General features: G+C 65.9%; 16 protein-coding genes and 2 pseudogenes. 7 read left to right on the forward strand and 11 right to left on the reverse strand.

The features are described from left to right. Positions 1 to 309: 309 nt before the first annotated feature. The 5 genes from HWY08_RS06810 to HWY08_RS06830 form a co-directional block, all read right to left on the reverse strand. Positions 310 to 1,092: a hypothetical protein gene (locus tag HWY08_RS06810; protein ID WP_176064114.1), complete on the reverse strand. Its 783-nt coding sequence runs from the start codon at positions 1,090 to 1,092 to the stop codon at positions 310 to 312. Positions 1,093 to 1,259: 167 nt separating this feature from the next. Next, on the reverse strand, positions 1,260 to 1,814 hold the full coding sequence (locus HWY08_RS06815; RefSeq protein WP_176064115.1) for a hypothetical protein: 555 nt from the start codon (positions 1,812 to 1,814) through the stop codon (positions 1,260 to 1,262). Between the two features lie 331 nt (positions 1,815 to 2,145). After that, positions 2,146 to 2,874: a GIY-YIG domain-containing protein gene (locus HWY08_RS06820; protein ID WP_176064116.1), complete on the reverse strand. Its 729-nt coding sequence runs from the start codon at positions 2,872 to 2,874 to the stop codon at positions 2,146 to 2,148. Further along, complete coding sequence (locus HWY08_RS22165; protein WP_176064117.1) at positions 2,871 to 3,350, reverse strand: DUF6884 domain-containing protein; 480 nt, start codon at positions 3,348 to 3,350, stop codon at positions 2,871 to 2,873. Before HWY08_RS22165 ends, HWY08_RS06820 begins: the two co-directional genes overlap by 4 nt. An 829-nt stretch (positions 3,351 to 4,179) precedes the next feature. Continuing rightward, on the reverse strand, positions 4,180 to 4,575 hold the full coding sequence (locus HWY08_RS06830) for a DUF6979 family protein (protein ID WP_176064118.1): 396 nt from the start codon (positions 4,573 to 4,575) through the stop codon (positions 4,180 to 4,182). A 366-nt stretch (positions 4,576 to 4,941) separates the two neighbouring features. Between HWY08_RS06830 and HWY08_RS06835 the strand changes: the two genes are divergently transcribed. The 3 genes from HWY08_RS06835 (at position 4,942) to HWY08_RS06845 (ending at position 7,855) form a co-directional block, all read left to right on the forward strand. Continuing rightward, entirely contained in the window at positions 4,942 to 5,706 is a 765-nt protein-coding gene (locus tag HWY08_RS06835; RefSeq protein WP_235969528.1) for an Nmad3 family putative nucleotide modification protein, read from the forward strand. Continuing rightward, positions 5,703 to 6,413, forward strand: a complete 711-nt coding sequence (locus HWY08_RS06840; protein WP_176064120.1) for an Nmad2 family putative nucleotide modification protein — start codon at positions 5,703 to 5,705, stop codon at positions 6,411 to 6,413. Before HWY08_RS06835 ends, HWY08_RS06840 begins: the two co-directional genes overlap by 4 nt. A gap of 266 nt (positions 6,414 to 6,679) precedes the next feature. Then, positions 6,680 to 7,855 (forward strand): sensor histidine kinase, encoded by a 1,176-nt coding sequence (locus tag HWY08_RS06845; protein WP_176064121.1) that lies wholly within the window; start codon positions 6,680 to 6,682, stop codon positions 7,853 to 7,855. A 514-nt stretch (positions 7,856 to 8,369) separates the two neighbouring features. Here HWY08_RS06845 and HWY08_RS06850 read toward each other — a convergent pair. Further along, positions 8,370 to 8,744 (reverse strand): annotated as a pseudogene (locus HWY08_RS06850) (IS66 family transposase); the annotation flags it as partial. 15 nt (positions 8,745 to 8,759) lie between these two features. Beyond that, on the reverse strand, positions 8,760 to 9,086 hold the full coding sequence (locus HWY08_RS06855) for a DUF8220 family protein (protein ID WP_176064122.1): 327 nt from the start codon (positions 9,084 to 9,086) through the stop codon (positions 8,760 to 8,762). A gap of 156 nt (positions 9,087 to 9,242) precedes the next feature. Here HWY08_RS06855 and HWY08_RS06860 point away from each other — a divergent pair, with 156 nt between their 5' ends. Beyond that, complete coding sequence (locus HWY08_RS06860; protein ID WP_176064123.1) at positions 9,243 to 10,241, forward strand: IS630 family transposase; 999 nt, start codon at positions 9,243 to 9,245, stop codon at positions 10,239 to 10,241. Between the two features lie 78 nt (positions 10,242 to 10,319). On the opposite strand, the gene HWY08_RS06865 is transcribed toward HWY08_RS06860, so the two are convergent. The 4 genes and pseudogenes from HWY08_RS06865 to tnpA form a co-directional block, all read right to left on the reverse strand. Further along, on the reverse strand, positions 10,320 to 11,612 hold the full coding sequence (locus tag HWY08_RS06865; protein ID WP_176064124.1) for an IS4 family transposase: 1,293 nt from the start codon (positions 11,610 to 11,612) through the stop codon (positions 10,320 to 10,322). Positions 11,613 to 11,749: 137 nt separating this feature from the next. Beyond that, positions 11,750 to 12,922 (reverse strand): annotated as a pseudogene (tnpC, locus tag HWY08_RS06870) (IS66 family transposase); the annotation flags it as partial. A gap of 14 nt (positions 12,923 to 12,936) precedes the next feature. Further along, a complete protein-coding gene (gene tnpB, locus HWY08_RS06875) occupies positions 12,937 to 13,338 on the reverse strand; it encodes an IS66 family insertion sequence element accessory protein TnpB (RefSeq protein WP_176064125.1) in 402 nt (133 codons plus the stop codon). Positions 13,339 to 13,344: 6 nt separating this feature from the next. Further along, on the reverse strand, positions 13,345 to 13,728 hold the full coding sequence (gene tnpA, locus HWY08_RS06880; RefSeq protein ID WP_176064126.1) for an IS66 family insertion sequence element accessory protein TnpA: 384 nt from the start codon (positions 13,726 to 13,728) through the stop codon (positions 13,345 to 13,347). Between the two features lie 450 nt (positions 13,729 to 14,178). On the opposite strand from tnpA, the gene HWY08_RS06885 reads away from it, so the two are divergent. The 3 genes from HWY08_RS06885 to traM are packed head-to-tail and all read left to right on the forward strand — an operon-like array spanning position 14,179 to position 15,688. Continuing rightward, positions 14,179 to 14,517 (forward strand): hypothetical protein, encoded by a 339-nt coding sequence (locus tag HWY08_RS06885; RefSeq protein ID WP_176064127.1) that lies wholly within the window; start codon positions 14,179 to 14,181, stop codon positions 14,515 to 14,517. Positions 14,518 to 14,528: 11 nt separating this feature from the next. Continuing rightward, the gene (locus tag HWY08_RS06890; protein WP_209005131.1) at positions 14,529 to 15,263 is read left to right on the forward strand and encodes a P-loop NTPase family protein; all 735 of its coding nucleotides are present in this window, start codon (positions 14,529 to 14,531) and stop codon (positions 15,261 to 15,263) included. A gap of 5 nt (positions 15,264 to 15,268) precedes the next feature. Beyond that, entirely contained in the window at positions 15,269 to 15,688 is a 420-nt protein-coding gene (gene traM / locus HWY08_RS06895; protein WP_176064128.1) for a conjugal transfer transcriptional regulator TraM, read from the forward strand. The last annotated feature ends 323 nt before the right edge of the window (positions 15,689 to 16,011 follow it).

Genomic DNA, 16,011 nt, shown 5'->3' on the forward strand with positions numbered 1-16,011 from the left:
TAATTGCGTCCGCAAGCCTGCACGCCCGTATGCGCAGGCGAGCCATGGCGCGGGTCAGCGCTGGCCCGCTATTTGCGCTGTGAACCATCTCACGAGACGGCACTTGCTGAGATGCCAAGGGTGCCATTCCGTCGATTCACGAGCTTGGGTGCGAAGAAGACCTCGTCAGGTGACACTGCGAGGTGACTGGAGGAGTCCGGGGTGCGAAGCTAGCTCGATCTGAACTGTCGACCAGGACGGATCCACATATCTGTAGAGGAGCGTGCGGTTGGCCCAGGTCTGGCCGTAGTTATGCCACGCTGGCCTCGCTCACTCAGGTGGCCAGAGCTTATGTTCGTGCTGCTTCATCAGGTTCATCTGCGTCGTATCGGCGATGACAGCCCGCACCATTCCGCTGACTTCCTGAGCAGCGACTAGTACGGCCGCAAGAACTGCCCATTCAAATCCGACCAGCAGCTTGATCACGAACGGCAGTGCCCAGGCGGCATATCGAAACGCGCCCAGAAAACCTGGCTGCTTGATCCGCACCTCGCTGCGCAGTGTCTCCGCCGTAAGGCGCGGCGCCACGTCGGATTCATGCTTCGGGCGCTCCCCAGCGTGAAAGAAGACCTGCCAAGACTCAACCGAAACCGTTGGATGTTCCCTGTTGCTCCAAAGCAGATGCCACAGAGACGAGTCCGTCCGCTGGAGGTGCCTGATCGCATCCCCACGCGCCACGTCGACGCTGATCGCGTTGGGCGGCTGCCCAGCTTGCGCATTCGACCAGACTTCATCGTACCGTTCTGAATCGAGCCACAGTGTCACGGTGACACTGGGTGGGGCTCCGTCTTCCTTGGTGTGAACTGTTAGTTCACCTGTGCCTTCTGTGCCAGGTAGTGCCCGAATCAGCCGGACTGTGCCCTTTGCACCCTCGAACGTTCCACCGGTCTCCAGATCCGGGCCGCTACCGAGACCGGTCTCGATGAACCACTGGATGCTTGGCAAGAGCCAAGGCTTCGAGGGATCAGCGTCCGTCGACCGCGAGTTCCCGACGATTTTGCCTACGTATGTGCCCACTGTGTTGAAGAAGAACCCAGCGGTCCTGTCGTTCATGCGATCACCTGCTGATTACTGCGCGCATCGACGTCAATCCGGTCTACGCTCCCAGCGGCTGACGACCTAAAGTCGCGAACGCGACGCGCGTGGCCGAGATGGGCTCGGTGAGCGCCTCCCTTCGGCTGCCACGGGCTCGCTCCATAGGATAGAGGCCCACCTGGCGCTCAGATGCGACGCCTCAAAGTCTCTACGAGTGTCTCGCCATTCTTGATTCGGCCCATCGCCTTCCGGATATAGGAGTCATCCACGCCGCGTTCTATGCGGTGTGCAAGCTCCTCCATCTGCAGCGCGGTCTCGACCGAGAGATGCCCGTTGTCGTTCAACAAGCGAACCTCGTCGGCGAGTGCATGATATGCAGCGCCCTTACGTACCCCGTCGTCCGGGCGCAGTGCGACAACCTCGCCATCAGCGGGGTTGAACGACCGTAACTCGGGCCAGAGCGCGGGCGGCTGTAATACTCGTCGCCCGGCCGCAACCGCCGCCCCGTGCAACCATGGCAGCCATTTGCTCAAGGGAAACAGTAGTGCAGCGACGGTGGACCACCAGCGAGTGGCAGAGTTGATCAGAAAGCGTTGCCATGCCCCAAGCGCCTTGAGTCGCCGGGCGGACTCGGCGGCGGTCTCTGCCGCCTCGTCCAACAACGCCTTCTGCCTCGCCGTCTGCCGCAGCTGGTCGATAAGGAGCAGCTGCTCCTGGCTGTATCCCGCGAAGATGTCCACGCTGCCTCCTGTCGGTGTCCACGGCTGGTGGCGGGTCTGGTCATCGGCGGCACGCACCGCCCTCAGCGTCTTCGTCGATTACTCCTACCACGGGTGTCGTGGAAGGCGGGACCGCCGCCCAGGTGGCTTGACTTCCGCACCGCGCTTCAATGGCGGTCGCTGGCCTTCACGCTCAACACGAACGTGGCGGGTACTCCGCCGAGACAGTAGCATTTGCGCTGCAGGTCTGCGTAACCGGAACGGCTCCGTCCGTTGCAACGGAATGGCGATGGCGAATGGTTGCGATTCGTATGGCGATGCGAATCCGGTTAGGCCGGGAACCGAAGGTGCGTCACGGAAGCGACCTACCTGAGCCGACCCGTGCAAGGAGATCGAGAAACGAGGGCTCGTACTGCCCCTCGACGTGGCGGTTGTTCCAGAGGCCCGAACCTCGGACACGCTCGTGACCGCTGTGGTGTCCCAGCCAGCCAGATGATGGCGGGTCCACCGGGTCTTTCGCGAGGTTGCTCAGTAGGGCGATGGCGTTTCGCTCGATCACACTGCGCATGCTCTCTGGTCCGGGTGGGTCATCTACTCGGACGAACAGGAAGGGCATCGCACCGATGATGCCGCTCACGGCGACCTCGGTCGAACGCTCCACCTCGATGACCGTGCCGGGACTCAAATTGCGGGCGCGCGCCACGTCGCGAGGGCTCCCGCCGACGCCCCAGGTTTCGATGTGAGCCTGGTCGCGCCGCAAGAGCGCCTCTCCGACGAGGAGCCGGAAGATCGAGCCGCGATGATTCCCTCCTCCGGACTTCGCTACCCCTCTGTGCTGGGAGAGGCGGTTCCAAAGCGTCCGGGTGGAGGTGGACGTGAGCGCGTGAGTCCCGACTCTGACAACGCGTGGCCCGATCCCCGACGTGCTCCGCTCCTCGCCAGGCTCGAAGAAGAAGTAAACGCCTCTGGTCGGCCAGGTCATGCGCCCGTGGCAGCCTCGCAGGCTGAGCGGCCCCCCGAGGCGGTGCTGCACGTCCGCGAGGACCTCGTAGAGGCGCTGGATGTCCTGGAGCCTGCTCACGGTCGGACCCCGGCGTGGATGTCGAACCAGTGAAGCTGCTTCCCGATGCCGAGGCCCTCCAGCGGCACCTCGACCCGGCAGACCGCGCTCAGGCGCGGGACCAGGAACTCGCGGTAGCGCATGCCGGCGAGCAGGACGATTTGCTGGACGCTTGCCAGGCGGGGCTCGAGCTGCTCCAAGACGCGGCGGGCCCACTCCCGGCGTTGCGCCACCGCCATCGTGTTCAGGGTGCGCTCGTAGGGCTCGACCTCGGCGTCAGGCTCCAGAAGGCCATACTGAGCGGAAAGGATGAACCAGGGCATCCCGGTCCGCTCGATGTATCCGTGTGCTTTCACGAACCAGGGCGAGATGTACAGGTCCCGCGCCTTAGACCGGGCAGACCGCTTCTGCGACACACAGGAGACGAGGAAGACCGAGGACGACTGCGGTGGCCCAGTTCCGGTGGCGTCCTGTCCCGCTCCACCATGCGCCTTCATCGTGACACCCCCGCCTGCTCGCGACTCAGCGAGCGTGGCGCTGAGCAGCGCGCACCATTCGCGAAAGGTCCGTGCGCAGTCGTCCCGGGCAGGCCCGCTCCCCTTGCGGCTGTATGATCACGTGGTCGCGCGCCAGCCACTTCGCGGCGACTGGCTCAAGGTGCCTCGCCAAGTCGTATCCAATGACCCAGACCTGGTTGAGCTTGTGGAAGCGCGACAGGCGAGGTCCGATGAACTGCGTAAACGCGGACCGGACGAGATCGCGGTACCGGCTCCCAGTTACTGCGCGTCCGCCGCCTGGCGCGTAGAGTGCCACGGGCGAAACGTCCAGCAACCAGATACCTCGCTCCTGGAGGCGCGCGAGGGTGTCGATCTTCCAATGGATGCGATCTCGCAAACCGTCGCGGTTGCGTGCCCGGGACCTGCGCGGCTGAACAGCATCAACTGAGCCGTACGCAAGCGCACCGAAGATATCCCAGTATTGGCGAGTGCCGGCGTTGCGTTTAGGGGGAGCGAAACATAGCTCCGGTTCGCCGTATCCGAGGCAGTAGACGAGTCGCACGAATCGATTCGGTAAGGTCACCGGACAAGCGTCATCGACGGCAGGTGGAAGAACTACTCGTGTGGCTGAGTCTCCCGGTTGTTCTGCGACATGGCTCTCGGCCAGAACGACGAACCGGACAGCGGCATCTGGCGGTTTCCACGCCACGCGCCATGCGTTGACCGCCTCAAGGTAGTGGGCCGATTCGGGAACGAGCCCCCAGCCTCGTGCGAAGGCGCGAGCCGCCATGGACGTGATCGCGGGCATTCTCGCTGGTCAGATTGGGGCTCAGCGGCGAATGTGGCCCGCATTCCACAGGCCAAGAACGACATCCATCTGGCCGTTCGGCTGCTTCCACTCGCCGCCCTGCACTTCAAGCCACAGAGTGACCGGAGTTGGAAGGACCGGCGAGGCTCTCCGCCGCAGGATATTCACCGCGGCGACCGCGTACTGCTTGTTCTTGACCGACCTCGTGTAGGTACCGGAAGGCGCGCCGGGCACCCCGACCACGAGGCCCTCCTCACAGAGGCCGAGGAATGCTCCCTGCGGGCATCCCTTCTCCTGGCTCGAGACGCTCTCGAACGTGCGCGCCACCGCTCTGCGCCACGCCTCGGGCGGCGCGAACCTCTCTAGCTTCACCAGATTCACAGCGGCGACGGCCGCCTCGCCGTATCCCCTTGCCATCTCGTCCCCCGATCACTGCCGAAACGACCGATGCGACCCCCGAAGCGAATCACGTCTTGCAGCAGCCGTCGATCCCAAAACCTGGGCAAGCCCCGCCGGCCGTGTGGCTGCGGAGCGTAGCGCGAGGTCGTCGGCCGCCGGCCGGCGTCACCTTGCTCGTCTTGGGAATGCGGCACGTCGAGGGTTGACCCCGATCAGCGCTTCTTTGCTCCCGGTCCTGGTAACGATCATCAGGGGGACGAGATCTGACCCATCACGCTGCCGGGACGCATCGAGCTTCTCGCGTTGGCCCCGAACGCGACATGGGATGAGCCGCGATGACTGGAGCCGCGTCATGACGCGCCTTGAAGCGAGGGCAGCGTGAGCATGCGCGCGGCTTTGGTCCGGGTCGGCATCGACCAAGCCTTCGGGCGCTGGAACGCTCCTGTGGACCCCGCGACGAACGAGTTCGTCTACGTGCCGATCCCCGAGGAGCGAGACTGCGCGAAGGCGTTTGCGACGCCGTACTCGCAGAGCACGGTGGCGCTCCACGCCTTCGCGGCGGCACGTCCGGACCTTGATCCGACGGCGGTCAGTCTGCCGTCACCGCTGACCGGGCGGAACACGCACCTCGACCCTGACTTCCGTCACATGACTTACGGTGACAGCGGCGCTCGGCGCGGGCGAGGGCTGTGCGAGTTCGAGCGGGGAGACCTCGTGGTCTTCTACGCCAGCCTTCGTCCCGTGCGCCCGTGCGAGCATCGCCTCGTCTACGCGATCATCGGGCTCTTCCGCGTCGTGGAGGCCATTCGCTTGCGCGATGTGCCAAAGCACAGGTGGGCCGAGAACGCGCACACGCGACGGTTGGACCGAAAGGACACGGACATCATCGTCCGAGGCGATATCGCAACCAGCGGGAGGCTGCGCCACTGCATCCCTATCGGAGAGTGGCGCGAGCGGTCGTATCGCGTCCGCCGCGATCTCCTGGAGGTCTGGGGCGACATCTCGTGCCGCAACGGCTTCATCCAGCGCAGCGTCGTGCCCCCGACGTTCCGGGCCCCCGAGCGCTTCGTGGCGTGGTTCGACCGGCAGGACGCCGAACTCATCGCAGCGAACAATCCAGAGACCTCCGAGATGGCGAGGGCACGATGAGGTTCTGGCTCTACAAGCTCACGTATGACAATGGCGGAGCGCCGTGCGCCTTCAGGTCCGTCTTGTCGCTCGCGATCTGCAAACCGCGCATCAGGGAGTGGGCGCGGCCCGGAGACTGGATCGTGGGGTTCGGGGGGCGGAGCAGGCCGCAGTTGCGCGGCGAGCGGCTCATCTACATGGCGGAGGTCGCGGAGAGGCTGACTCCTTGCCGCTACTACGAGGACGCCGCCTACGCCGGCAGGCCCGACTGCATCTACGAGAGAAAGGGAGATGGACTCGTCTGGAAGCCCGGCAGCCGCTTCCATCTCTACGGGTCGGGCGTCGCGAGAGACCTCGGACCCGAGCCGCACTACCCCAAGGCGAACGTGCTCCTTAGCACCAACTTCCGCTACCTCGGCGCGGCCGGGACCGAAGACTACAAGGCCAAGCACCCCGCTCTCGCAGCGGCCGTGGAGGCGAAGGGGGTGGGGCAGTCGGCATACGAGCCGGGCTCGACCATCGGCCGCGAGCTTGCCGCGCTTCAGCGCGAACTCTGGCGAGAGCACGCCGACCGCCGCGTTCTCGGCCATTCGACAGAGCCTCCCGAACAGGGCGGCGAGTACGTGGACGCTGGTGCGGAAGGTCAGGTTGCCACGCGGCGCGGCCCGGGCTGCTCAGGGCCCAGAACCATCGTGCGTGAGCACCGACGACGCGGGGCGAGTTGCTGAGACCCTTACAAATGTACGTTAGGACTGCCCACATTCCCCGACTTCCAGCGACTCGCTGAACAGCGCGCAACAGCCCAGAGTTCTGTAACCGCCCGGGAATTGACGGGTGGCAGCGGTAGGCAGCCTGCGTCATCTCCTCCGCGGTCTCATCGCGGAAAGAGCCGCGGACGACGACACAAGCCCACTGTGGACAGGCGACCACAGCGGGCGCCTGTGAGCTGGGTTCGCTACGAGCGAACAGACCTTCACGGCACTACTTTCCGCCCATGAAGCTGAGCGAATTCATACACGTCCATCAGAGTGAGATCGTTCAAGAGTGGGAGGCATTCGCTCAGACGTTGTTGCCCGCCGCCGCAGCCATGAGCAAGGCCGGGTTGCGCGATCACGCGTCCGAGATTCTCGCCGCGATCGAAGAAGACATCGAGACGCCGGAGGGCAGTGACGAGCAAGCGCGGAAGTCCAAGGGCCGGGGGCAGAGCGTACTGATGGGGACGGTCGGAAAGGTGCACGCGGTCCTTCGCATCGAGCATGGCTTCAGCATCGGTCAGCTTGTCGCCGAATACCGAGCCCTCCGTGCGAGCGTCCTCTGGCTGTACGAGCGTTCCGGCGGTCATGACGTGCGCGAGGTGACCCGGTTCAACGAATCGATCGACGCGGCGCTGGCGGAAGCTACTACGCGGTTCATGGTCGTGATGGATCGGACACGCCATCAGTTCCTCGCCGTTCTCGGGCACGACCTACGCGCGCCGCTGAGTGCCGTCCTGATGACGGCCGCCCTGGTGGCCAGGGAAGGCGACAAGGGAGCCAAGGCCGCCGCGCGGATCGTCTCCAGCGTCGAACGGATGACGCGATTGGTAAACGACCTGATCGACTTGACCAGGACGCGACTGGGAAGCGGCATCCCCATCAATCCAGTCCCGGTGGATCTGGAGGTCATCGCCCGAGATGGAGTATCGGAGTTCTGCGCGATCCACCCCGAATGCAACCTACAGTTCCATTCCAAGGGGGACCTCCGAGGCCACTGGGACCCGGACCGCCTCGCTCAAGTCTTGTCGAACCTGATCGGGAATGCGCTGCAACACGGAGAGCCCGGCAGGCCCGTTCGTGTCGCCGCGAGAGGCGATGCCGAACAAGTCGTCCTCGACGTCCACAACGAGGGGGAGCCCATCCTCGATGCGCTTCTGGCGAACATCTTTGAGCCCATGGTGCGCCACGTGCGGGGGGGCGAGAGCGGACAGAAGACGAGCCTGGGTTTGGGGTTGCATATCGTCCGAGAGGTGACGTTGGCGCATGGAGGGACCGTGGCCGTTACGTCCACCGCTGGGCAGGGGACGACGTTTTCGGTTCGGCTTCCGCGCCGCGCCGTCGCAACTCCTCTCTCGCCCGCCTCGGCCGACCGGCCCGACGAGCATGATGCTACCGGAGGGTTCGTTGTCCACTGACCCGGATGCATAGGCCGGCTGTTGCGAGTGTGTCGGCGCGGGTGGCAGCGGAAGGCAGCCTGCGTGATCCTCCGGGCAGCTTGTGGCGAGGAGCGGGCCGAACCCCTTCTTGCACAAGGTGACGACCGGTCAGGCCGGGGCATGCTTCGGCGGTGACGACTCGGTCGGCGAAGGCGGCGTTCTCGGGGCGGTGGCGGCTGTCGTGGACGCGGGTCTGGAGCAAGGATGCACTCGACCTCGTCGAGCCAGCGTTCATCGAGTTCAAGCGGGAGAGCGATGCGGACCTCGGCGCCTTCGCGATGATCGCGTTGACCGGCTGCACTGCTACTACGGGCTGCGCGACGGACTCCCCGCGGTCGAGTTCACCTGGCAAGGCACGGACGAGGGGGACGAGCGTTGTGGCCGGGGCTGGGCAGTTCTCGAGTATGACGGAAAGCTTCGGGGTCACCTCTTCATCCATTGCGGGGACGACTCCGAGTTCGTCGCAGAGCGCGAGCCGCAGCTCGCTCGCGGATCACGACGGGCCGGGACGAAGCGGCGTCCATCGGTGGGGTAACAGCTCGTCGATGCGCGCGGCGGGGTGCGTCTGCACGCGGAGCAGGACGTCGGCGAGGTAGGCGACCGGATTCACCTCGTTCGCCTCGCACGTCGCGATCAGCGAGTAGAGACCGGCCAAGTTATCCCCGGCGTCGTCGTGGCCGACGAAGAGGAAGTTCTTTCGCCCGAGCGCCGCGACGCGGAGCGCCCGCTCCGAGGCGTTGTTGTCGATGGGGAGGTGCGGGTCGGTGAGGAACAGGGTGAGCGCGTTCCACTGCCCGAGCGCGTAGCCGATCGCCTCGCCCATCGGGCTCTTCGGTGGATGCCGTGGGTGCTCGGCGTCTAAATAGGCTGCACTGAACCTGGATCAGATCCGCATGAGCCTGCGCTGCGCTGCGTTGAAGGCTCTTGGATCCATGCCAGCCTCGCGGCGCGTCGGGTACAGCTTCTTCTTGTGGTCGAGGCCGTAGAAGAGCGTGCCGTGGATGCCCTGGGCGGTCTTCTTGTCCACCGGGCGCGTCCACAGCTTCGCGAGAAGCGCGCCCCCGCGACGTTCCCCAAGGCGCTCGGCGATCTCATCCGGGAATGCGATGTCTGTCTTTTCGGGGAAGAGCGCCTCGAAATCCTTCTCGCTGACCGCGAAGAGGCTGTACGTGCAGTTCCGGGCGTCGTCGATCACCTGGATGTTCTTCACCTTAACCTCATCGAGGAGAAGCTGCGCTGGCTGCGGCAGAAAGATCGAGAGAGGGGACCAACTAGGCTACGAGTGAAGTCGCCAAACACCACTCAAGCCCAGGAGATCCCCGCGATGACCATAAGCCTTCGGCTCGACCGAGGGCAACGACGACGGATGCAGCGGCTCCTCAAGAAGACCCGCAGCCGGATCGAGGCGCTCCGCGCCAGGATCCTCCTGCTGCTCGACGAGGGAGTCGTGCCCGGCGTCGTCGCCGAGATGGCGGGCTGCGCTCGCGCCACCGTCTATCGCACGCTCTACCGCTTTGAGGACCTCGGTGAGGACGGGCTCCTCGACCAGCGCCAGCAGCGGCCGCCGAGCAAGGTCACGGCCGAGGTCGAGCAGCGCCTCGTCGGCTACATCGACGGCACGCCGCAGGGCTTCGGGTGGCAGCGAACGACGTGGACGCTGGAGCTGCTCGCGGTGCAGCTCACGCTCGACACCGGTGTACGCCTGAGCCGCAGTCACGTGCGGAACGTGTTGCTGGCCAACCAAGTGCGGCGCGGGCGCCCGCGCGTCGGCTTGCGCATCCCGGTGCGAGGTCGGCGTCGAATCCTGAACGAGATCGACCGCTTGGTGGAGAGAGCAGACGCCGAGGACGAGGTCTTCTATGTGGACGAGGCCGACATCGACCTCAACCCGCGGATCGGCACGACATACATGCGCCGGGGCAAGCAGCTCGTCGTGCTTACGCCCGGCAAGAACGTGAAGCGGTACGTGGCTGGCGGTCTCAACGCTAGGAGCGGCAAGGTCGTCCACGTGGCGGCCGAGCGAAAGAACTCCGAGCTCTTCCTTGCCCTGGTCGATGCGCTTCGCCGCGCCTACCGGCGTGCCAGGCGCATCCACCTCGTCCTCGACAACTTCATCATCCACAAATCGAGGAGGACGCTTCGCCACCTGGCCGGACTCGTCGGGCGCGTCGTGCTCCACTTCTTGCCGCCCTACTCGCCGGAGTCGAACATCATCGAGCGGCTCTGGAAGCAGCTCCACGACCACGTCACCCGCAACCACACGCACCGAGCCATCGAGCCGCTCATGGAGGCCGTGGATGAATTCATCGCGGGAGCCCAACCCTTCCCTGGAACACAGGTCTCGACGCTGGCACATGCGGCCTGAATGTCTCAGGAAAAGTGCAGGCTATTTAGCCACGCCCTGAACTCATCCATCACCGCGCGGCTACGCATGCGTGATCGGTTAGCACGCCCACCCGCGCTTCAGGGTGGCCCTGCCGACATTGGGGTCCAGCGCTTCTCGTGAGAGGAGACGGTGCCATTTCCGGAGCCGCGCCGCGTCGGGGACCTCGCCCAGGAGCGCCGCGACGAGATCGCCGGCGATGGTTGCGAGCGCGTCGGTGACGCGCCGTTCGGAGACGCGGCGCGCGGCGTCGGTGCGGTCGCGCAGGGAGCGCCACACCGAGCGGCTCACCGCGAGGCCGATGAGCGCGGCGTAGACGAGGGCCTCGACCACGGCGCGCTTGGCGGAGGCGAGCTGCGCCATCCGCAAGTGGCTCTTCAGTTCGCGGAAGACGAGCTCGATCTCCCAACGTGCAGCGTAGGTCTTCGCCACCTCGGCCGGCCCGAGGATCGTGATCGGCACGTTGGTGACGTACCAGTGGTGCTTGCGCGCGCCACCGTGGCGGACGCCGACCACGCGGAAGTAGGCGCGCTCGCGGGTCTTGCGGCTGAGGTACGAGCGCCGCTCGAAGTCGACCTGCACGATGAGGTCCACCACCTCGCGCGCGAGCCGGTCCTTCACCTCGCCGAGCCGGTGCCCCCGCAGGCGCCGCGATGCCCCGCGCCAGCGACGGTTCTCGCCGATGATGAGCGGGTTCGCGTCATCGCGCAGCCGACTCACGAAGTAGCCGCCGTTCTTCTTGATGCGCTCGAAGAGGTGCCACTTGAAGTAGCCGAGGTCGAAGAGCAGCAGCCGGCCGCGCACCCACGGGCCGACGGGGAGGCGGCGCCGCTCGTTCACGCGCTCGCCGGTGATGGAGACGCTGCGAGGTCCGGCGCCGACGACGCTCATGACGAGGTGCAGCTTCATCGCGGCGCGGGTGTGGTTCGTGCGGCACGCCTTGTAGGCGCGCTCGAGCGCGTCGCGCAGCCTGATCACCGTCGCATCGGCGACGCAGACGTCCTTGAACCGCGCGAGGTGATCGCGCAGAGGGCCTGCCGGCTCGGCGGTCCGCGCGATGGCTCGCCCGAGCGCAGCGCGCAGGAACCGGACCGTCCGCTCGTTGAACCAGTCGTAGAAGGAGGAGGGTACGAGCGCGACGCCGGTCGCGCCGGCGAAGAACTTCCGCAGCGACGCGATGCTGCGACGGTGACCGGTTCCGAAGCCCAGCACGACCGCCCAGAAGAACGCCGCCGGGTCGACCTTGCGACGGCGCTCGACGAGCCCCGACTCACGTGCGGCGGCGTTCAGCCACCGGGTGGGGAACAGCCGTCGCAGCTCCGCGGGGATGCTGGTACTCTTGCTCGCGGCCATCGTTCCTCCGGATTCGGTTCACGCCTCGCAACGCGAACCAGATCAGAGGCCGGTGGCCGTTTCCACTTTTCGGATCGAAGAACCAGCCCTTACGCGCGTTCAGGCGAGCTCGGACCGCCCGCTAAACCGAACACGCATGCGCGGCTACGCGTTTGCCGCATCGCGAGGTGCTCGGGCGTGCCGAGCAGATCCGCGTCCAGGGCGGTGCGCTCGATCCGGTAGACCTCGAGGATGAAGTCCATCGCCCGCTTCGCCGCGTCCGGCGCGGCAGACTGTGCGTCGAAGAACTTCCTGCGAAGGTGGGCAAGGCAACCGGCGCGCTCGCGGCCACCGGGCAGCGTCACCTTGTTGTAGCCGGAGTAGCCGTCGACGAGCAGCTTGCCGATCGTATCCGCGAGAACGCGCACGGGCGTCGCACCGGAGCGGCTTCGCGAGAAGACGTAGGCGATGATCTCCTTCTCGGCCTCGTCACGCCCGATGAAGCTCCAGAGCCAAGCTGTGCGCGTCTTGCCCTTCTCCTGCACGCGGTGCGTGGTCTCGTCGGCGAGCACGATCTCCTTCTCGGCCACGAGGTGAAGCAGCCGCTCCGAGAGTGGCTTCGTGAGCTCGGCCGTGCGGTGGAAGAGATCACCGAGCGTCGAGTCGTTCACCTGCACTCCGACGCGGCGATATGCCTTCGCCTGGCGATGCAGGGGGAGCGAGTCGGCGCACTTCGAGACCACGACCTGCGCCATGAACATCGGTCCGAAGCGGGCCTTGTCGTAGACCTTCTCGGGCCCGTCGGCGGTTACGATCCCCTCGCCGCAGCGACAGCGGAGCTTCTCCTGGATGTGTAGCTGCCGCTCGATCATCGCCGGCACGAGTTCATACAGCTCGGTCATCGCGCCGGCGCCGAGCGGCGTGAACTCGTGGCCGCCGCACTTCAGGCAGACCCTCTGGTCGTCGCGGACCGTGTGCTCGATCTTGCGCGTGACGAGCTGGCGCTTCTTCTCGGCGTTCTCGCGCCGAGTCTGGAGGGCGGTGAGCCGGTCGGCCTCCGCGCGTGCGGGATCGCGTATCGCCACCGCGACCGGCGGCATCTTCTCGGAGCGCTTGCCGAAGACGTGACGCTGCAGCTTCTCGATGGTCGCCTGCACGGAGGCGAACTGCTCGCTTAGCCTCGAAAGGGAGTCGCCTTGCTGCTGAATGATCTGGGCCTGTTCGGAGATGGTCTGCTGCGCGGTCTCGAGCGAGGTGGTCGCGGCGTCGAGCCGGGCGCCGAGACCCTCGGCCCGGTCGCGCCACTCGCAGCGGTGATCGTCGCTCCCCATCGACGATCGTCAGATCACGTTGGGGGCGGCTTGTCCATGGGGCGACCGGCCTGACGATCCACCTGGGATGGGGGCGTCCAGTGCTCGGGGCGGCGGACGCGGCCGAAGTCGATCCCGTCGAGCAACATCGCGAGCTGCGTCGCGTCGATCTCGACCGCCATCGACGAGGCATCCATGTGCGGAAGCTTGAACTGGCCGCGCTCGAGCCGTTTGTAGATGAGCACGAAGCCGCCCTTGTCCCAGGTGAGGATCTTCACCCGGTCGCAGCGCCGCGAGACGAACACGAAGAGATGGCCCGAGTACGCGTCCTTCTCGAGCTCCTCCTGCACGATGGCCATGAGCCCGTCGATGGACTTCCGCATGTCGATCGGCGTCGAGCCGATGAAGATGCGGACCGACCGCGGGATCGTGATCACGCTGGCCTACAGCGCCGCGGCGAGGGCACGGAGGTAGCTGACGTCCGTGCCGGCCGGGAACCGTACGCGGGCGCCCGACGGCAGCGCGAGCTCGAGGAATTCGTCGCCGGCGGCGACGATCAGCTGCCGCCGCGGCTTCGCCGCGGACGCTACCACGCGCACCGCCACGAGACGCGAGTCCTCGCCGTCGGCGGCGCACGCGGGCACTTGACCAGGCTGCTTTGTGTCATCGGCGACGAGCGGCCGAGACTCCTTGCGCAGCCGGTAGAGCCAGTTGCGCAGGTTGCTGAACGAGATCCCGCGCTCGGTCGCGAACTCGCGCTGCGTCAGGTCGCTCGACTCGAAGTCGGCGACGAGCTTCATCCACCGGGCCCGCTCTTGGTCGTCCATGTCTCTCCTCCGCTTGAGACCGCGGAGGATCACACCGCTAGACGGGCGCTTCTACACGTCGGTCGCCGGGCGGTTACAGAGTTCTGGCGCGTACCTTCTCTCGCGCGAGACGGTCTACATGGGCATCTGGCCGAAGCCGTGGGACACCGTGCACGCACAAGGGCCAAGGACAACCATCGAGCGCGAAGCGCGAGTAAGCGACGGTGTTGTACCGGAACGCGCTCTGCGCGTACCGGTACAACACACATCTTGCCTGCTCTGAGTTGACCAAACTCGACTAATCTCGGTCACGTTTACCGGTAGTGCGGTTGTGTTTGCCGAGTCTGGCCGAAGCGTTGCGGCCGGCTCGCGCTTTGCTTCTGAGCCCGAGGAGTTGCTGCGTTGTTCGCTTGGTCGACTCTAGTCGAGTGTGGCCGCGGTAAGCGTCGAGGTTCTCTTCGGGAGGTGCCCGTGACGAAGCCGAAGGTGAAGTGGGGAGATGCCCGAATCGCATTCAGGATCATCGCGCCGCGTGTTGAGGAGGCGCTGCGATCCGGGCGTACGGTGCGCTCGGTGTACGAAGAAATGAGAGCGCACTTCCCGGCGGGGTACGAGCAGTTCGCGAAGTACGCCAGAGAGTCCGGCGCGCGGACCAGGGTCCGAAGGACGACCGGCGCGCTTTTCGGTCACGTCCCGCCCAGCTGCGGCGACGGGCAGCGGAACAGGGGAGGGCCGCTGGAAATCGTGCTCGGTCCACCGGCACGTTTCAAGCACGACCCACGCCCCGACTCATCGGACGACCTCATCTGAAAGGACCGGACGTGGCGAACAACGTGCACTTCATCTTGCAGGCGAAGGGGGGCGTCGGGAAGTCCTTCATCGCCGCACTCCTCGCGCAGCACTACTGGAGCCGTGGTGGCGAGCCCGCCGTCTGCATCGACACGGATCCCGCCAACCTTACGCTGTCAGGGTACAAGAGGCTCGGAGCTCGCCCGGTCGACATTCTCGAACCTGGGTCGACGTCTCGCGTGAACCCGCGCGCGTTCGACGCGCTGCTGAACAGCATCGCCCAGGAAACATCTGACTTCATCGTGGATTCGGGCGCGAGCTCCTTTCTCACCCTGACCGACTACCTGCTTGAAACGCGGGCCATTGAGGCTCTCGTGGAGATCGGGAAGGAAATCCATCTCCACACCGTCATCACAGGGGGACAGGCGCTCCGCGACACGCTCAAGGGGTTCGACTCCCTCGCCCTCCACGCTCCACCCGAGGCGAAGCTAGTGGTGTGGCTGAACGAGTACTTCGGGCCTGTCGAATCGGACGGAAAGGGGTTCAAGGACATGGCCGTTTACGAACGGCACCGCGACCGCATCGCAGCTCTCGTGTCCATCCCGAAAATGAATCCCTACACCTCGGGCAAGGACCTCGAGATCATGATCGCGCGAAAGCTCACCTTCGCGGAGGCGCTCGCGGGTGACGCTTTCGGTCTCATGGAGAAGCAGCGGATCCGGGAGATCCAGAAGCACCTCTTCGCGCAGCTCGCGCTCATCGCCTAAGCAACGTGGACGCGAAGCTGCTCATAGCTGAAGTCGCAAAGCGGCATGGGATCCTCCTCGATGCGAACGACCCTGTGCTCGTGACGGTGACGCTCAACGAACTCGTCCTGGAGGAGTACCTGCGGCGGTTAAGTGCCGCCGTCGAGCAGGGGGAGCGGCGCGCCGTCGCGGCATCCGAGCGGCAGCTCGCGATGGCGAAGCAAGCGGCCGGCGAGATCGTCACTCGCACGGCGGCGTATGTTGCTGACCAGGTCCGGGCCGCTGCCGCTGAAGCCCGTTCCGAGATCGAACAGAGGGTTGCGGGCGCAGCAACATCCGTACGTGCCGACGCGAGCGCCGCCGCACGGCATCGTAACCTCGCGTTCGTGTTCATGATGGCAAGCGCCCTGGCAAGCGCGCTCGCGCTCAGCGGCGTCGCAATGTAACCGGCCGGCGACGGATGTCTGCCGGAGGTGACCCGACGGCTTCATGCTTCTCCGCTCAGACGCGGAGTGGCGTCGGGCTACACCCTCTCAGCGGGGGCGATGCTGCTCCCTCAACTGTGTCTACCTCGGGGCTCGTTTCGGCGTCGGTAGCCGCCACCGGGCGCCTCGCGTCAGTTCCGCCTGCGCTTCGCCCTTCGTCCGCGCCCCCACTCCTCGCGAGTGCGCAAGCCCTTCGGCGCGTGCCGGTAACTTTCGTCGATGTCTTCCCGCTAGGAGCCCCGGACGCCCATGCCTGGCCCGGTTCTGGGCGTCTCTATGCGGCA

Source organism: Anaeromyxobacter diazotrophicus, assembly GCF_013340205.1.
Taxonomy (GTDB): Bacteria; Myxococcota; Myxococcia; order Myxococcales; family Anaeromyxobacteraceae; genus Anaeromyxobacter_A; species Anaeromyxobacter_A diazotrophicus.